The 17,702-nt window shown below is 44.1% G+C and carries 16 protein-coding genes and 1 pseudogene; 5 read left to right on the forward strand and 12 right to left on the reverse strand.

Translation table 11 applies throughout. The annotated features are described in order from the left end of the window. Positions 1 to 115 precede the first annotated feature (115 nt). Positions 116 to 448, forward strand: coding sequence for a sporulation membrane protein YtrH (gene ytrH, locus FS666_RS13565; protein WP_120075356.1), 333 nt, complete (start codon positions 116 to 118; stop codon positions 446 to 448). After that, positions 445 to 951 carry a sporulation membrane protein YtrI gene (gene ytrI / locus FS666_RS13570; protein WP_120075358.1) on the forward strand — a complete coding sequence of 169 codons (507 nt, stop codon included), beginning with the start codon at positions 445 to 447 and terminating at the stop codon, positions 949 to 951. Before ytrH ends, ytrI begins: the two co-directional genes overlap by 4 nt. 13 nt (positions 952 to 964) lie before the next feature. Here ytrI and FS666_RS13575 read toward each other — a convergent pair whose 3' ends face one another. Continuing rightward, the gene (locus FS666_RS13575; RefSeq protein ID WP_144462613.1) at positions 965 to 1,903 is read right to left on the reverse strand and encodes a DHH family phosphoesterase; all 939 of its coding nucleotides are present in this window, start codon (positions 1,901 to 1,903) and stop codon (positions 965 to 967) included. 129 nt (positions 1,904 to 2,032) lie between these two features. Here FS666_RS13575 and FS666_RS13580 point away from each other — a divergent pair, with 129 nt between their 5' ends. Continuing rightward, on the forward strand, positions 2,033 to 2,344 hold the full coding sequence (locus FS666_RS13580; RefSeq protein WP_120075362.1) for a YtpI family protein: 312 nt from the start codon (positions 2,033 to 2,035) through the stop codon (positions 2,342 to 2,344). Between the two features lie 56 nt (positions 2,345 to 2,400). Here the strand turns inward: FS666_RS13580 and FS666_RS13585 are convergent, their stop codons facing one another. From FS666_RS13585 to FS666_RS13595, 3 genes are all read right to left on the reverse strand, one after another. Next, entirely contained in the window at positions 2,401 to 3,711 is a 1,311-nt protein-coding gene (locus FS666_RS13585; protein WP_120075363.1) for a CBS domain-containing protein, read from the reverse strand. An 82-nt stretch (positions 3,712 to 3,793) separates the two neighbouring features. After that, positions 3,794 to 4,036, reverse strand: coding sequence for a hypothetical protein (locus tag FS666_RS13590; protein WP_120075365.1), 243 nt, complete (start codon positions 4,034 to 4,036; stop codon positions 3,794 to 3,796). A gap of 53 nt (positions 4,037 to 4,089) precedes the next feature. Further along, positions 4,090 to 4,773 (reverse strand): metal-dependent hydrolase, encoded by a 684-nt coding sequence (locus FS666_RS13595; RefSeq protein WP_120075367.1) that lies wholly within the window; start codon positions 4,771 to 4,773, stop codon positions 4,090 to 4,092. A 165-nt stretch (positions 4,774 to 4,938) separates the two neighbouring features. On the opposite strand from FS666_RS13595, the gene FS666_RS13600 reads away from it, so the two are divergent. After that, on the forward strand, positions 4,939 to 6,033 hold the full coding sequence (locus tag FS666_RS13600) for a M24 family metallopeptidase (protein WP_120075369.1): 1,095 nt from the start codon (positions 4,939 to 4,941) through the stop codon (positions 6,031 to 6,033). A 268-nt stretch (positions 6,034 to 6,301) separates the two neighbouring features. On the opposite strand, the gene FS666_RS13605 is transcribed toward FS666_RS13600, so the two are convergent. The 5 genes from FS666_RS13605 to FS666_RS13625 all read right to left on the reverse strand — a co-directional run bounded on the left by FS666_RS13605 (position 6,302) and on the right by FS666_RS13625 (position 11,267). After that, complete coding sequence (locus tag FS666_RS13605) at positions 6,302 to 6,583, reverse strand: type II toxin-antitoxin system RelE/ParE family toxin (RefSeq protein WP_120075371.1); 282 nt, start codon at positions 6,581 to 6,583, stop codon at positions 6,302 to 6,304. After that, positions 6,583 to 6,849, reverse strand: coding sequence for a hypothetical protein (locus tag FS666_RS13610; RefSeq protein ID WP_120075372.1), 267 nt, complete (start codon positions 6,847 to 6,849; stop codon positions 6,583 to 6,585). The genes FS666_RS13605 and FS666_RS13610 overlap by 1 nt, the downstream gene beginning before the upstream one ends. 192 nt (positions 6,850 to 7,041) lie before the next feature. After that, a complete protein-coding gene (gene ald / locus FS666_RS13615) occupies positions 7,042 to 8,154 on the reverse strand; it encodes an alanine dehydrogenase (RefSeq protein ID WP_120075374.1) in 1,113 nt (370 codons plus the stop codon). A gap of 149 nt (positions 8,155 to 8,303) precedes the next feature. Next, positions 8,304 to 9,656, reverse strand: coding sequence for an aspartate aminotransferase family protein (locus FS666_RS13620; protein WP_144462615.1), 1,353 nt, complete (start codon positions 9,654 to 9,656; stop codon positions 8,304 to 8,306). Between the two features lie 141 nt (positions 9,657 to 9,797). Further along, positions 9,798 to 11,267 (reverse strand): CoA-acylating methylmalonate-semialdehyde dehydrogenase, encoded by a 1,470-nt coding sequence (locus tag FS666_RS13625; RefSeq protein WP_144462617.1) that lies wholly within the window; start codon positions 11,265 to 11,267, stop codon positions 9,798 to 9,800. 149 nt (positions 11,268 to 11,416) lie between these two features. On the opposite strand from FS666_RS13625, the gene FS666_RS13630 reads away from it, so the two are divergent. Then, positions 11,417 to 13,042: a PucR family transcriptional regulator gene (locus tag FS666_RS13630; protein WP_120074140.1), complete on the forward strand. Its 1,626-nt coding sequence runs from the start codon at positions 11,417 to 11,419 to the stop codon at positions 13,040 to 13,042. A gap of 128 nt (positions 13,043 to 13,170) precedes the next feature. On the opposite strand, the gene FS666_RS13635 is transcribed toward FS666_RS13630, so the two are convergent. From FS666_RS13635 to FS666_RS13645, 3 genes and pseudogenes are all read right to left on the reverse strand, one after another. Then, a complete protein-coding gene (locus FS666_RS13635) occupies positions 13,171 to 14,562 on the reverse strand; it encodes an APC family permease (protein WP_120074142.1) in 1,392 nt (463 codons plus the stop codon). A 152-nt stretch (positions 14,563 to 14,714) separates the two neighbouring features. Beyond that, positions 14,715 to 16,094 (reverse strand): aminotransferase family protein, encoded by a 1,380-nt coding sequence (locus FS666_RS13640; protein ID WP_120074144.1) that lies wholly within the window; start codon positions 16,092 to 16,094, stop codon positions 14,715 to 14,717. A gap of 58 nt (positions 16,095 to 16,152) precedes the next feature. Further along, positions 16,153 to 17,623 (reverse strand): annotated as a pseudogene (locus FS666_RS13645) (aldehyde dehydrogenase family protein). Positions 17,624 to 17,702 lie beyond the last annotated feature (79 nt).

Consider the following 17,702-nt stretch of genomic DNA (forward strand, 5'->3'; position numbering starts at 1 on the left):
TCTAACGGAATATTCGTTCTCCCTCTATTATAACCTTTCTTTTTACATACATTAATGGTTTGTCCCATATAAGTAATACAAGGAAAGAATATTTCAATCTTTGGGGTTGGTAATCGTGCAAGAACCTTTTTTTCCGGCTTTCTTTAACAGCTACTTCATCGCCTTCGGAGTAATGCTGGGCGGCTCTTTGATCGGCGGACTGGCTGCTTTTGTAACTGGAGCGCCGCTGCTGGCGGAAATAGCGAACATTGCGGGGCGGGTCAGAATTTGGGCCATCATCGCAGCAATTGGAGGTACCTTTGACACTGTATACAGTTTTGAAAAAGGGTTTCTGGAAGGCGGGACAACCGATCTGTTTAAACAGTTTTTATTGATATTGTCAGCGATGGGCGGTGCAAAAACAGCCGCCTTGATCATTTCATGGCTGACCCAGGAGCACATATCATGAGGATTCCTCCTTTCTATCGCCACCCGGTATGGCAGCGTTTTCTTGCCGGTGCCGCAGTTGGCGGATGCATCAGCTGGCTTGTTTTCCTTTTCATGTTCGGAACCATCCAGCAAAAAAACAGTACGATCATAGAAAGACAGGCCATCCGGATCAATGAGTTGAGCGGGCACATTCAAATCTTGGAAGAAGATAAACAAAAATTGAACGAAGAGAATGAAAAGATGCTGACCATACAGGAGATAGACGTGAAGATCCACAATTTTGAACGGTACGGAATCAACGATCGCCTGGGTATATATAAAGCGGAGGAATCGGTCGGGGAAGACTTAAGGTCGCTGATTGCCGAGGATTTGACGACTGTTTATAAAAATAAGGAGATCATAAAAAAGACAGTTGAAAATAAAAGATTGACCATCAATGGAAAGCAATACAGGCTGGTCGTCAAGGAACTGTATTTTTACACAACGATCAGCCTTGTATTGGAATTGAAACTGGCTGACTGAAACGTCGGCCGTTTCAACTTTGCCTGCAAATCGCTTCTATTTCTTCTATTACTGCTTTCGCTTCTTCCCACGAGTAGACCGAAGCACCTGCTGCAAGGGGATGTCCGCCGCCTCCATATTTCATGGCAATCGTATTGATGACAGGACCTTTTGAGCGAAGCCGGACACGGATTTGATCGGCTTCTTCAATAAAGAACGCCCAGGCTTTGATTCCTTTGACCATCCCCAAAGAGCTAACAAGCTGTGAAGCTTCTGACGGAAGGATGCCATATTCATCAAGGGTTCCTTTATGTATGGAAACAACTGCCGCACCATCTTCATTCATTTTAAAGTTTTCCAATACATAGCCCTGAAGCTTGATCATTCTTGGAGCAAGTTCATACATCTCGTTATAGAGGAGTGTCCGGTCAAAAGAATAGCTGATCAGTTCCTTGGCGTATTCAAATGTTTTTTCGGTCGCACTTGGATATAAAAAACGTCCGGTGTCCCCAACAATTCCGGCGTATATCAATCTTGCCGCTTCATCGGTCATTCTTAAACATTCATCGCCGAATGTTTTATAAAATTCATAGATCATCTCACTCGTGGAAGAGGCATTCAAATCAACCCAGAGAATATCTCCATACGGATCTTCGTTTGGATGATGATCGATCTTGATCAGCTTATCACCCAAATGATATCTTGAATCGCAGATCCTTTCCTCGTTTGCCGTATCACAGACGATGACCAATGCACCTTCGTACATTTCATCGGCAATCACGTCCGGTTGCCGCAAATAATCCAAGGAAGGATCATGTTCCCCAACAGCATAGACCTGCTTATCAGGAAATGATGTCTTCAATATTTCTGCCAGCCCTCCTTGAGACCCATAGGCGTCAGGGTCCGGGCGTACGTGGCGATGAATAATAATCGTATCATAGCTTTTGACAGCTTCAAAAATCTCTTCCTTCATAAGAAGCTCCTTTCACCTTGCGCAATCGGCGGGAAGTTCACGAAATAATCGAAATTGGGCAAGTGGCAATTATAATGGATTGGCGTTACAATAAGATGGATGACAGTTATTGATTTGGAGGATGGACAAATGCCATTTTTAGTTTTTCTGATCATCTTGTCAGCTTCGTTTTACATTTATTATAAGATAAAATACTTCCGAAGCAGAAGGCCGATGGAAAAAAAGCTGCTCAGCGGCAAATCCAGCATCGCCCTTGGCCTGTTTGTCGCGTTATTCGGAGTAAACCAGCTTTTCCTGTTCAGCACAACTGTGACCTATGTTGTGGCTGCCGTCTTCATTTTGCTGGGAAGTGCCAGCGCATGGGCGGGATACAAATCCTTCCGCCATCATATTCCATATGTTCAAGAGGAAGCGAAACAACTTGATGGACAGACCCGCTGAATGAGCCGCTTGGAAAGCGGCTTTTTGCGTTTAGAGCCTTTCGTTAAGGTATTTCGTTACCGATCAATCAACCGGCACATCATCAGCGCTTTTCCTACGATTTCCCCGTTGTTGAATGCCTCGACGTCCACTTTTCCGAATTTACGCCCAGCCTCCATTATTCTTGGGACAACTTCAAGTGTTGAATCCATTTGGACCGGCTTCAAAAAATAGATCGTCATGCTTTCTACAGCGAGCTCCCCTTTCTTCTGCAGCCTGAAAAGCCTGTTGGAAGCTTCAGCTATAATGGATGAGAAGACCCCGTAGGAAATCGTTCCAAGCTGGCTTGTCATCTGCGGCGTCACCTCGAATGTAAAGGATGGTTCGCCTGCATACTTGCTGTTGGATAGCTGCTTTGAAATCGTATCATCAATTGTTTCTCCCACCTGGGGCTGTCGCTGGATCATTTGCAACGCTTTCAATACATCCTGGCGGCTGATGATCCCTTCGAGCCTTTGGTGTTCGTCCACAACCGGCAGCACTTCGATCCCTTCCCAAATCATCATATGGGCAACAGAGGCAACGCTTGTTTTTCTCCCGACGGTGATCGGATTTTTCGTCATCACTTTATCGATGCCAATGTCCGGATCCTGCCCAATGACGTCCTTTCCGGTAACCATCCCTTGTACTTTGTTATTCAAATCAATCACGGGATAACGGCTGTGATCGGACATTTCCTTTTTCGTATACCAGTCTGACACTTTTTCCTTTGTCGTAATGGCAATTGTTTTTTCGAGTGGGATAAAAATATCTTCAACAAGAATGATTTCTTTTTTGATAAGCTGGTCGTAAATGGCCCGGTTAATCATGGCAGCCACTGTAAAAGTGTCATAGCTTGTTGAAATAATCGGCAATTCCAATTCATCCGCAAGCTTTTTCACATGGTCTTCTGTATCGAATCCGCCGGTAATCAAAACAGCAGCACCCGCCATCAACGCGTATTCGTGGGCTTTTGTCCGATTTCCTACGATCAGCAGGTTGTCCGCACCCGTATATCGCATCATGGCGTCAAGCTTCATTGCGCCGATGACAAATTTGTTCAGCGTTTTATGGAGGCCGGCTCTTCCGCCCAATACCTGGCCGTCAATGATATTGACAACTTCAGCATATGTCAGCTTCTCTATATTCTCTTTTTTCTTCTGTTCTATACGGATCGTTCCAACCCGTTCAATTGTACTTACATATCCCCTGTTTTCGGCATCTTTTATTGCCCTGTAGGCAGTTCCTTCGCTGACATTCAACGCTTTGGCGATTTGCCGCACTGAGATTTTTTCCCCGACAGGCAGTCCGTCAATATGCCGAATGATTTGTTCATGCTTTGTCGACAAGCTTTTCACCCTTTTCATTTACCGTACAATCATTAAGCTTATTATATAGTGAAAAGCCCAGATCATCAATTTTATCCTTCTCTCAATTTGCCCTCATGCGTTTTTTGCTTTTTCCTGCAGCTTCTGAACCCTCAGCGTATTTCTTTTTATATTTATTTGGAAATAAAAGAGCAGCCAGGTTTCCGGCAAAAACGAGGAAAGCAAATGCCAGCCAGCTTGCGGCAAACACACCTTCCATCCCTGAAGCGGTCGGGTGGATCCGGGGCACAGAAAAATAAATCAAGGCAGAGCAAATAAGAAGGCAAAGCAAATAACGGTTATTCATAAAAATCCCCCCTGCATTGAACTAATGGTACTAATATATGCAGGGGGATATGCTTATAGCTCGATTAAATCGCCGGGATTCATGACTTTCCCGTTAATATTCTCCTTTAGCAATTCGATAAAACGCTGCGGGTCCTGTTTAATCGGCGGAAATGTATTGTAATGAATAGGGACAACCGTTTTGGCCTGTACAAATTCCGCCGCCAGCGCAGCATCTTCCGGTCCCATTGTAAAATTGTCGCCTATCGGCAGAAATGCCAGGTCAATAGCGTTTCGCTCCCCGATCAATTTCATATCGGAATATAGCGCTGTATCTCCGGCATGGTAGATTGTTTTTCCTTCTGCCATCAATAAAACTCCGGCAGGCATGCCTAAATAAATGATTTGTTGGTCGTCTGTGAAAATTGCGGAGCCGTGAAAAGCAGGTGTAAATTTCACTTTTCCGAAATCAAACTCATACGCCCCTCCAATATGCATGGGATGAGTATTCACACCTTGCCACCCGATGTAAGTCGCGAGTTCGTTCGGGGCAATCACGAGTGAATCGCATCTTTTGGCAATTTCCACAGTGTCACCGACATGGTCGGAATGCCCATGCGTTAAAATAATGACATCGGGATTTTCATTCTCCGCTTTTAAATCCGTCAATTCATTTCCGGTGATAAACGGATCAATCAAAATCGTTTTTCCTTCCGTTATAACTTTTACGACTGAATGACCATGGTACGATACTTTCATCTTGCTGCAACACTCCTTTAATTTAAAATCCCTATACCAAAATGATTTCGAGATAATTTGGGTTTTTCCTGCCTATTCCATGATTGTTTTCCTTCTTATATTTGTCTCTTTTATCATCTAATGCTAATCTCAATTTAAACAATTGAAATCAGGGAGATGATAGACTTGAACGCCAGGCTGGAAAAGTTAATGTTATGGCTGAAAGACCAACAAATCGATGCTGCTTTCATTTCTTCACCGGATAATGTATTTTATCTTACCAGATTCAGGTGCGAACCGCACGAACGGCTGCTTGGACTCGCCGTTTTTCAGGAAAAGGAACCGCTGCTCATTTGTCCCGCCATGGAAGCGGATGATGCAAAGAACGCGGGCTGGGACAAGGAGATTCTTGGTTATAGTGATACCGATAATCCTTGGGACCTTGCAGAGGAACGGATAAAAGCGCGCCTACCCCGGATACGGTCATGGGCTGTGGAAAAGGATCACCTGAATGTGAGCAGATACGAAGAGCTTTCGCTGAGGTATGAAGATGCCGATTTCGTAAGCGCCGATAACATTTTGAATGAATTGCGGCTTGTAAAAGACGAACAGGAAATCAAATTGATCAAGAAAGCTTGCGAGCTTGTCGATTTTGCCGTCGAGGTCGGAGTCAACGAATTGGCGGAAGGAAAAACCGAACTGGATATCATTGCTGCCATCGAATATGAAATCAAGAAAAAAGGAGCTGGCATGTCATTCGATCCCATCGTTCTGGCCGGAGCAAATGCTGCATCGCCGCATGGAATTCCCGGTTTGACGAAAATAGAACGGGGCCAGTTGGTATTGATGGATTTAGGTGTTATATATGAAGGCTACTGCTCTGATATCACACGTACTGTTGCCTTTGGGGATATTACCGATGAGCAAAAGAACATATATGAGACTGTATTAAAGGCAGAAGAAGCAGCCGTCAAATTGACAAAGCCCGGGGTAAAAGCAAGAGAACTGGACCAAACCGCAAGGAATATCATTCAAGACGCGGGATTCGGGAAATACTTCACCCATCGGCTCGGCCATGGGCTGGGAATTAGTGTACATGAGTACCCCTCCATAACGGAAACAAACGAAATGGAACTGGAGCCGGGGATGATTTTTACAATAGAACCTGGGATTTATATACCGGGAGTTGCAGGAGTGCGCATTGAAGATGATGTTTTGGTAACTGAAGAGGGTGTGGAAGTTCTTACCGGCTATTCCAAATCACTTCAGATTATTGAGTAAAAAATTGGGAGGGTTGTAAATCATCCCTTGATAGCGAAGGAACTTGTCTGCAGCAGAAAAAGGTGACAGCATTCTCGTGGTATGCGAAGTACTAATGTGTGAAAATCCTATTTCAATGTGCGAGCTGTAAGACGACAATAAGGTTGTTTATTTTAATGACAAAACACGTATAACCCTGTCCTATATAGGGACGGGGTTGTGTTTCCTTTAAGAAAATATTAAAAAAAGATCATATCTGGTCAAATATATGATCGGGTGTATTATGCATCTAGTTTTCACCCGGGAAAAGGACAGCTAAAACAACAACGTCGTTATCAATTAGCTTGTAATAAACCCTAAACTTCTTAATAACTACCCTTGAAATCCCTTTATATTTCCCAAATTCTTCAGTATACGATTTCCCAATAATATCATTCGCTAAGAGCTCTTCGACTTCTAGGATAAACTGGGAAATAAAGTCTAGAGTTTCTTCTGGGGTAAATCTTTTACTCCTAAACTGAGTCAATTTTTCCTTGACAGCGGGGGACCAAATAACATTACGATCATACATTACATAAAGTCCTTTTTGGAAAGTGATTTTAAAAGTTCCGTTGTAGTCATGCCATGCCCTTTTTGGTGTTGCTCAATACTCTTCTTTAACATACGCTTAAGTGCTGGATTTTCCTCAGCTTCAATACTTATTGATTGCTCGTATTCTTCTTGAAGAACAAGTGTAAATTTCCCCTTGCCAGGAATAGAAAACTGAAATACAGAATTCTCACTATTCATATTAGAAATATATTTCATTAGTTCTTCGAGGGAATAAATTTTTCCCATAGTAATCACCACCGGTTGGATCCTTTGTTTTAGGATACCATATCAACTTCATATTTTCTTGTTTTTCCCTATAATTGCCTGCGAGAAAGGAAAGGTTTCCTAAATTATTTTCAAAAACAACCGCCCGGATATCACTCCGGGCGGTTGTTTTTTGTACTAAAGCGCCGATCAGGCGACATTCGCTATTCTTTATTAAAACAATTCTTTTGCCTCAACAAACTCGTATCCGAGGTCATCTGCAACTGCTTTGAATGTAACTTTGCCGTCAAGGACGTTGATTCCTTTGTATAGCGGCTCGTTATCCAAGCATGCTTGTTTGTAGCCTTTATTAGCGATTTGAAGCGCATAAGGAACTGTTACGTTTGTCAATCCCATCGTTGATGTTTGTGGAACTGCACCAGGCATGTTTGCAACAGCATAGTGAACAACACCATGTTTTTCATAAGTCGGATTGTCATGAGTTGTAACTCTGTCGCTTGTTTCAAAGATACCGCCTTGGTCGATCGCAATGTCAACAAGTACGGATCCCGGAGACATGGATTTAACCATTTCTTCAGAAACGAGTTTAGGTGCTTTCGCTCCAGGGATAAGAACAGCTCCAATAACCAAGTCAGATTCTTTAACTGCATTGGCAATGTTGAATGGGTTAGAAACTAATGTTTTAATGTCGTTGCCAAAAATATCGTCAAGCTGGCGCAGACGGTCAACGTTAAGATCGATAACTGTTACGTCAGCACCAAGGCCCACTGCCATTTTCGCAGCATTCGTTCCAGCTTGTCCACCGCCGATAACTGTTACTTTTCCGCGTTCTACACCTGGGATCCCTGCAAGAAGCTTTCCTTTTCCGCCGTAAGTATTGGAAAGGAACTGCGCACCGATTTGTGTTGCCATTCTTCCTGCAACCTCACTCATTGGGGAAAGAAGCGGAAGTGAGCGGTTTGGAAGCTGTACAGTTTCGTAAGCGATCGCAACCACTTTCTTTTCTATAAGTGCTTTAGTCACAGCAGGCTCTGCAGCAAGATGCAAGTATGTGAAAAGGATCAATCCTTCACGGAAATAGCCGAACTCTTCTTCAAGCGGCTCTTTAACTTTCATAACCATGTCCGCGTCCCAAGCTTCTTTGGCACTGTTTACGATTTTCGCGCCGGCTTCTGCATACTGTTCGTCGGTAAAGCTTGAGCCAAGGCCTGCACCTGTTTCAATATGTACTTCATGGCCTGCATGCGTCAATGTATAGGCACCAGCCGGGGTCATAGCCACACGGTTTTCGTTACTTTTAATCTCCTTAGGTACACCAATAATCATACTACTTCCTCCTAACATGTTCTAACTATCACAAATAAGATATTAACACTTTAATGGAACAAACGAAAGCCTTCTGTTTAAAACATTTTTGTGAACAATACAGAGGTGTTTTCAAAAACACCTCTGTACCAAGTATTTTAACCTATTTTTTATTTATTATGATTTAAAACATCCTTGATCGTCGAAATGATGAAGTCGACATCTTCGTCTGTGCATGAAAGAGGAGGAGATAAAGTTAAAATATTGTTATAACCGGCGACGGTGTCCCCGTTTTTACCGATGATCAATCCTTTTGCACGGCACTCCGCAATGATCTTTCCGACACGCTCGTTCGTTGCAGGCTCTTTTGTTTCCTTGTCTTCCACCATTTCAATCCCCATTAAAAATCCTTTGATCCGAATATCTCCGACATGAGGATGGTCATTCAAGTCAGCCAGTTCGTTTTGCAGGCGTTTTCCGAGTTCCGCAGAACGGGCCACAAGATTTTCTCTTTCCATAATTTCCAGGTTTTTCAATGCCAAGGCACAAGCTGCGGGATTTCCGCCAAATGTGTTCACATGCCGGAAGTGGCTGTTTTCTTCGCTCTTTTTAAACGTCTCATAAATATCTTTTCTGACAGCCGTCACGGATAGCGGCAAATAGGCACTTGTCAAGCCTTTGGCCATTGAAATGATATCCGGCTTCACCTTATAGTGCATGTGTCCGAACATCTTGCCGGTTCTTCCAAAACCGCAGATGACTTCATCGATGATCAACAGTACACCATACTTATTGCAGATTTCCTGTACTTTCTCCATATAGACCGGATGCGGGATGATTACGCCACCGCCAGTGATCAGCGGTTCCATAATGATCCCGGCAATCGTTTCTTTTTGCTCCCAGATGATCTTTTCTTCAAACTCCTGCGCTTTTTGGATGTTGAACTCCTCTACGGACATCCCTTCCGGCCTCCTGTAGCTGTCAGGCGGTGCAACATGTAAAAATCCGGGTACCAACGGCTCGTATTTATATTTCCTTAACGCCTGGCCTGTTGCGGATAATGCACCCATGGAGCTGCCGTGATAGGCGCGGTAACGCGAGATGAATTTAAATCTGGACGGTTCGCCATTTTGCTGGTGATACTGCCTTGCAATCTTAAACGCAACTTCATTGGCATCAGATCCGCTGTTTGAATAGAAAATCATATAATCGTCATCTAAATATTCATTCAACTTTTCCGCCAGATCGATGGCCGGCTGGTGGCTTTGCGTCATCGGGGTATAAGTCATTTTAATCATTTGATCATAAGCGGCTTTGGCCAGTTCTTCCCTTCCGTAGCCGACATTCACACACCATAGCCCGGACATGCCGTCCAGCACCTTATTTCCTTTGTGGTCCGTCATCCAAGCCCCTTTCGCTTCTGTAAAAACAGTCGGAGGGCTCGCTTCATTATAAGGAGAGATGTGATGCCATACATTTTGGCGGTCTCTTTCTACCAATGTATCAGTTTGGATTGTTGACATAATATAACCCCTTTCCTTTTTGGGCCTGGCCTGCCCGCAGTTGTGCGGGCAGGCCAGGCTGTCTATGTCCATACTTTTATAGATGTTCTGAATTATGGGCGGCAGATCCTCTTTCATTAGATAAAGGCTGTCCCCCTTGTATTAATAAGCGTGTCTCTGCGTAACCATTTTCTTGCGAGTGTAAAATTCGATTCCGTCGCGTCCGTTTGCATGCAGATCTCCGTAGAAAGATTTCTTGTAGCCGGAAAATGGGAAGAATGCCATCGGAGCAGGGACTCCCAGGTTAATCCCAAGCATGCCGGCATCAATTTCTTCCCTGAATTTGCGGATGGCTTTTGCACTGTCCGTGAACAGGCAGGCACCGTTCGCAAAATCGGATTTGTTTGTCAATTCGATTGCTTCATCCAAATCTTTTACGCGGATGACTGAAAGAACCGGAGCAAAGATTTCTTCTTTCCAGATTTTCATATCAGTCGTTACGTTTTCAAAGATTGTCGGACCTACGAAGTAGCCGCCCTCTGACAAAGATTTATCCTTACGGCCGTCGCGGACAAGTGTTGCCCCTTCTTCAATGCCCGATTCGATATATCCGAGTGTTTTTTCTTTATGGGCATCGCGGATGACCGGTCCCAAGAAGATACCGTCTTGCAGTCCGTCTCCCAATTTGATGCTGTCGGATTTTTCAACAAGCTTTTTCACAAGCTCGTCTGCGATGGAGTCAACGGCAACAACGACTGAGCATGCCATGCAGCGCTCGCCTGCTGAACCGAAGGCTGCGTTGAAGATGTTGTTTGCAGCAGAATCCAAATCAGCATCCTCAAGGACGATCGTATGGTTTTTGGCCCCTGCCAATGCCTGAACCCGTTTGCCGTTTGCAGTACCGGTCTTGTATACATACTCGGCAACCGGCTGTGATCCAACAAATGAGACGGCTGGAATGTCAGGATGCTCCAAAATTCCGTTTACGATGTCGTGTGCACCGTGTACGATATTGAATACACCTTCAGGAAGGCCTGCCTCAACCAGGAGCTCGGCCAATCGATTCGCCAAAAGCGGTGTTCTTTCGGACGGCTTCAGGATAAATGTGTTTCCGGCTGCAATCGCAAGCGGGAACATCCAGCAAGGAACCATCATCGGAAAGTTGAACGGAGTGATCCCTCCAACTACACCAAGCGGATAACGGTACATACCGGATTCAATATTTGTTGCAATATCAGGAAGCTGATTTCCCATCATCAATGTTGGTGCGCCTGCGGCAAACTCCACACACTCGATCCCTCTTTGGACTTCACCATACGCTTCAGCAAAGTTCTTTCCGTTTTCGATGGTGATCAATTTTGCCAGTTCGTCCCACTCATTAATCAACAATTGATGATACTTAAAGAGGATTCTCGCCCTTTGCGGAACTGCTGTCTTGCTCCATGTCTTATATGCTTTTTTGGCAGCTTTTACCGCATCTTCCAAATCTTCTTTCGTGGAAACCGGAACACGGGCAAGAGTTTCACCAGTGGCCGGATTTGGAACGTCTTCATATTTGTCCGTCTTTGATTTAACCCATTGTCCATTTATAAAATTTGCAAGCGTTTGCGTCTTTTCGGAAACAGTACTCATCTTTTCATCCTCCTAAGCTTAATATATTAATAGTTGACTCATTCTTCCTTTCACTTCATAATCAATTTTACAGACAATTCCCCCTTAAATCATTAGACATTGTGTAAAATCATCATTCTATTTCATTTAACATATTGGAGGCCGTCGCCATGATGAATGAATTCACATTAAAGGTAAAGGATGTTTTTACAAGGGAACATTTCAGGCATGCTAAAGTGCTTGCCGGATCCGGCGGCCTTGACAGGGTAATCCGGTGGGTCCACGTTTTGGAAGTGGAAGACTTCGGCTCCCTTATTCATGGAGGAGAATTGATTTTAACAACCGGCGTCGGACTCCATCTCGATTTCTCGGCGCAGCTAAAATTTGTCCGGCAGCTGATCGCTTCGAATGCAGCCGGCATCTGCATCGAAAAAGGCCCTTATTTCCAAGAGATTCACGAGGATATTTTAGAGCTTGCCGAAAACAATGATTTTCCTATTATCATGTTCGAAGAGACTGTCAAATTCGTAGACATTACGCAGGAGCTTCATAGTCTGATTATCAACAGGCATCATGACCTGCTGCGCTATCTGGACACCTCTTCGAGAAAGTTTATCGAGTTGTCCATGTCTTCAAACGGCATTTTAAAAATCCTCCATGAATTGTATGATTATTTTCACCGGACAGTCATTTTTGTACCTGTACAGGGAAAATCCTTTCACTACCCATCTGACCAAAAACATTATCACGATCTGATACTGGATTACCTTCGAACTGCCGAAAGTGAGGCCATCTCCCAAAGAATGCTGACGATTGGTGATGAATCATTTGTTTTAATGCCGGTTGAGGGACTTGGCCAAATTTGGGGCTACTTATGCCTTCATGCCGCTGATGAAGCACCGGAGGAATTTCATTTTTTAATTTTGGACAGGGCTGCACTCGCCATTGCCCAAATTCTTTTACGGAACAGGACGATCGAAGAAAGAAAGCAGCATTCCGAGGACAAATTCGTAAGGGCCGTTTTGCAAGGCAGGGATTACGAAAACGAGGAACTGATCAGCCATTTGCCGTTTGCGGGCCCCGACATGAGTTACCGGGTATTCGTCATGGAAATTCAGCCGCCTGACCGGATGATCAGCGAAGAGGAATGGGAGGACATAAAGCTGCAAAGATCATTGATGATGCGGGCGACTTTTAAAAGATTCGATTTCTTTCCCGCTGTGTCGGCAACTAAAGAGGAAATCGCCGTTATCGCGGCATTCCCGGCAAACGCTCCGGAAAAGGCGAAAGATATGCTGGCGCGTTTGATCCAGTACCTTCTGAAAACGAAGGACCAAAAGGCATTGCTGGGAAACAGCAGAATTTATGGGGTTGGGCGGGAATATGATCAGATTGGCCAATTATCGAAAAGCTATTTGGAAGCAAAAGAAGTGGCCGCTCTGAACCACTCAACAATCAAAGAGAAGATGGTCACATTTGACGATATCGGAGTATACAGATTGCTTCTCCCACTGAAAAAAAGCGGTGAACTGTCAACGTATGTAAAAGATTATCTTGGGCCCATTCTGGATTACGATTCCAAGACTGACAGCGACCTTTACGAGACATTGAAAGTCTATCTTGCCTGTGGCGGCTCGAAAAAAGAAGCAGCGGAACAGCTCTATATCGTAAGGCAGACACTTTATCACCGGCTTGAAAAGATCGAGCAGCTGCTTGGCAAGGACTATATGGACTCAAACAGAAGAATCGCCATCGAAACGGCGATTAGGGGTTATGAATTAATCAAGAGATCTTGAATAAAGAGGAAAAACCTTGCTTTAGATTGGCAGATGTTTTTCCTCTTTTTATAATCGGAATGATTAAGTAAAAACGGCCATGATAATAAGTACAATACAAAATCCGATAGAGCGTCACACTTTTTTCATCACATATCCAATTTAAAAGGATCCGCCGCTCCAGATTTTTTCACGGAATTCATTCTAAACAACAACACGATGATTCCAATAAACATCCAGGAAAAGCCCACCGTAATTCCGATGGCATCCATTCCGAATAAAATATTCAAGCAGACAAATACTCCCAATGCCGGGAATAACAAGTGCAGCAAAATATATTTCCCTGAACGTTCCTTTCTTTTAATATAGAATTCCAAAAATACGGAGATATTAACGCAAGTAAATCCAATCAATGCTCCAAAAACCATAATCGAAAAAATGAGTGACAATGGAAGTAACAGAGCTCCTAAATACCCGGTTACAGCCAAAATGATGATGCTGGCATAAGGGCTTTTGTGTTTCGGATGAAGTTTAGCAAAGATCGCCGGAAGCACCCTGTCGCGCCCCATGCCAAACAGAATTCGTGATCCAGAGGATTGCCCAGCTAATCCTGTAGCAATACCAGTTAAAGCGATGATGACAGTACAAATAGTAGCTAATCCGCTGCCGCCGACAGCCGTGGCAATCTCAAAAAAGGCTGTATCGGGAGATTGGAAGGAATTAAAATTCGGAGCAACCAAGGTTGCAAAATAAACTTGCATAATATAGAAAAGTGAAGCAAACAACAAAGCAATCACCGCTGCTCTGCCAACTATATTCCCGGATTCCCTTGAATCTTCCGCCATTGTCGTAACCGCATCAAATCCTAGGTACGATAAAACAGCAATGGAGGCACCCGCTATTAAAGCGTCCATTGAAAATGTGCCTGGGTTAAAGATTCCTGCGATTGAAAAGAGACTTCCAAACCCGTCAGTACGCACAAGGCTTGACATCGCAAAGATAATAAAAATAACTAGACTAAATAACATGGCAGCAGTCATGGCCATATTTACACGAGCTGTAATTTTAGTTCCGTAATAATTAAAAAGAGTGATCGGAACAAAAAAAACAAGCAGCATAATCCAATATGGAACATTTGGGAAAAGTTCCAAAGAAAATAATGCACTCAGCTTGGTCAATAAAATAGGCATCATTAAGTAGTCTAGTAAAATGGTCCAGCCTGCAATAAATCCAACAGCTGGGTGGATAGCGCGTGCCGTATAACTATACGTTGAACCTGCGGCCGGAAAAGCGCTTGCCATTTTTCCGTAACTAGCGGCCGTGAAAATCATGGCAACAAGGGCAACAAGATAAGATAACACGGCATGACCTTGTGAGATCAACGATAATTCTCCAAATAATGTCTGCGCTGATACCGGAGCCATAAAGACAAGTCCAAAGACGACCAAATCTCTTGTTTTAAATACTTTCTTCAATTCGTCGGTGCCGGTATTCGTATCAGCGGGTTGTAAAACCGCTTCAGAGGTCCTGCTAGCTTCCATAATAACACTCCTCTCTTAATCTATTTTCTATAAACTTAATTGAAATCGTTTACACTAAATGAATCGGAAAGAAGCAGCATAACTTAGAAAAAGAGCTGCCCCAAAGGTCTTCTCTGAATTTTTCAATTTTGGGACAGCCCTTTAATCAGTAATTAAAGAACTTTTTGCTCGAATTCCTTAATAGCATCTGACAATATTTCAATAATCGTATCAATATCCTGTTCGGTTGCGATTAGCGGAGGAGCGATAGCAACCGCCTCCATACCAAAGGCAAGTGGCCTTAAAATTAAGTTTCTTTCTCTGCACAGTTCCACAACAGCGGTGGCTGCATGCAAATCAAAATCAAAGCCTTCTCTATTGTCCCGATCTTTAAAGAGACTAATTGCTCCCAACAGACCCAGCGCTCTTGCATCTGCTGTAATTTGGTGATTTTCTTCCAGGTACTTTAATCCTTGGAACAGCTTTTCTCCCAATTTTCGAGAGTTTTCGACCAAACCTTCCGTCTCAAGAATTTCAATATTCTTCAATGCTACTGCGCATGCTGTTGGATGCCCGCTATAAGTAAATCCGTGGAACATCGGGCCGTCCGAAAGCTCTGTCATTTCATCTCTCATTTCACTTGAGAGCATAACAGCACCTAACTGTACATAGCCGCTCGTAATCCCTTTCGCCACACACATAAGATCCGGTACCACATTCCAGTTGTCAACTCCGAACATTTTTCCAGTTCTTCCGAATCCCGTAATGATTTCATCAGTGATCATCAAGATATTTTGCTCATCACATAAGTCACGAACAGCTTGTAAATAGCCTTCCGGTGGTATATTAACCCCGCCTACACCTTGAACAGGTTCCATAATAACAGCCGCTATCGTTTCCGAACCTTCCCTCTCAATAATCCCCCTTAAGCTGCGTTCATAATCCGGATGTGATTTATCTCCTTTTTCACACTCAGTCAGATATGGAATTGCATGCAAAAAGCCAGGCGCAACTTCTGTAATCATATCTTTAAATACCGGAACACCAGTAGCACTTGTAGTTCCCATGGCTACTCCGTGATAGCCGTTTTCTAAGGCGATGATTTTACTTTTTTCCGCTTTACCTTTCAGCTTCCAATAATGCCTTACAATTTTAAATGCTGTCTCATTTGATTCAGATCCTCCAGAAGTAAAGAAGCTGACATCCAGCTTTCCTGGAGCGATCTTTGCCAATTTTTCCGCAAGGCGGATAACATTCTCATGAGATTGATTGAAAAATGACGATGCGTACGAGAGATTCATCATTTGTTCCCTTGCAACTTCAGCAAGTTCTTGGCGGCCATAGCCGACATTCACATTCCACAAGGCCGAGACTCCATCAATAAATTCATTTCCTTGTACATCTGTAATGCGTAATCCTTTCGCACTTTTAAAAATAAGTTCAGGTCCCTCAGCCTGCTGCTGCTTTAATGGAGTGATCGGATGCAGATAGTGCTTCTTATCCAGTTCGCGTAATTCTTCTACACTGATATTAGCTGCTAATGATTTAGTCATTGATAAATTCCTCCCCAAAATTTCTTCTATAAAATAATTTTCGCTGGTGAGGTACGGCTTAAGCGCCGTACCAATCGATAGCATCAGGATTTAAGTCAACCCAGACATGCTTTGTTTCCGTGTACATATCCATCGCCTGGATACCCAGTTCACGGCCGAAACCGCTTTGTTTGGTCCCGCCGAATGGAGCGGCACTGTCTAAGAGGCTGTAAGTATTGAGCCAAACGGTTCCGGATTTGAGCCCTCTCGCCATCCGGTGGCCGCGTTTAATATCGTTCGTCCAAACGCCTGCAGCCAATCCGTAAATCGTGTCATTCGCTTTTCTTAAAGCATCCTCTTCATCCTTGAATCGGATCACGGAAGCGACCGGTCCAAAAATTTCTTCCTGTGCAATTCTCATTTCATTTGATACGTTTTCCAAAATGGTCGGCGTATAGAAAAACCCGTCTCTCGAAGCAAGCCTTTCCCCCCCCTGTCAGCAAGTTGGCTCCCTCATCCAGTCCTGCTGCCACATAATCTTCAATTCTTTCAAGCTGTGCTTGTGAAATTTGCGGCCCCATTTGTGTGGCCATATCCAATTGGTTGCCGACTTTGATAGATTTTGCCTGCTTGACAAATGCATCCATGAAATCATCATAAATGGAATCCTGGACAAAGATGCGGGAACCCGCCGCACAAACCTGTCCCTGTGCAAAATAAATTCCGAATGCAGCCATCCTCACCGCATTTGCAAGGTTAGCGTCTTCAAAAATAATATTTGGCGACTTTCCGCCGAGCTCAAGTGACAACGGTTTCAAATGTTGGCTTGCAGCCCGCATAATGAACCTTCCTGTAGCGGTAGATCCTGTAAAAGCAATTTTGTCTATGCCAGGATGTGACACCAGAGCGCTTCCTGCTTCCTTTCCAAACCCGGGAACAACGTTGATGACTCCATCCGGAATGCCAGCTTCCTGGAAGATTTCCATTAATTCAAGCAAGCTGGAAGGTGTCTGTTCAGCAGGCTTAAGAACAATCGTATTTCCGGCCGCAAGTGCAGGTGCGATTTTCCACATGGCAAGCATCAAAGGGAAATTCCAAGGTACCACTGCCCCGATGATACCAAGCGGCTCCCGGATCGTATAATTCAGCCGGTCAGGCGGCGAAGCGAGTGTCTCCCCCTGTACTTTGTTCGCAAGACCTGCGTAAAACTCAAGCACATCGATGGTTGCCGGCAACGCGATGAATTGAGTCTCTTTTATCGTCAAACCGCATTCCCTTGACTCTACCTCTGCGAGGTGCTCAATCTTTTCCCTCATCTTAAGGGCTGCCATGAACAGAAGCCTTCCTCTTTCCCCCGGCGGCATGTTTTTCCATTCATTGGATTCAAAAGCGTTTCTTGCCGCCTGGACAGCGCGGTCAACATCTTCCTTTCCGGCTTCCGCGACGACAGCATTCACTTCCCCCGTCCCCGGATTGTAAGTTTCAAATGTTTTGCCTGAAACGGCATCTGTCCACTTACCCTCGATAAATAGTTTGTATTCCTTAGTCATCGTCAATCTCCCTTCAAGTATGAGTAAAATGTTTGTGGGCGAACAAAATGGGAACACGCCATTTCGATCCGTTTTACGA

It is taken from the genome of Siminovitchia fortis, from assembly GCF_007681465.1.
Lineage (GTDB): Bacteria > Bacillota > Bacilli > Bacillales > Bacillaceae_C > Siminovitchia > Siminovitchia fortis.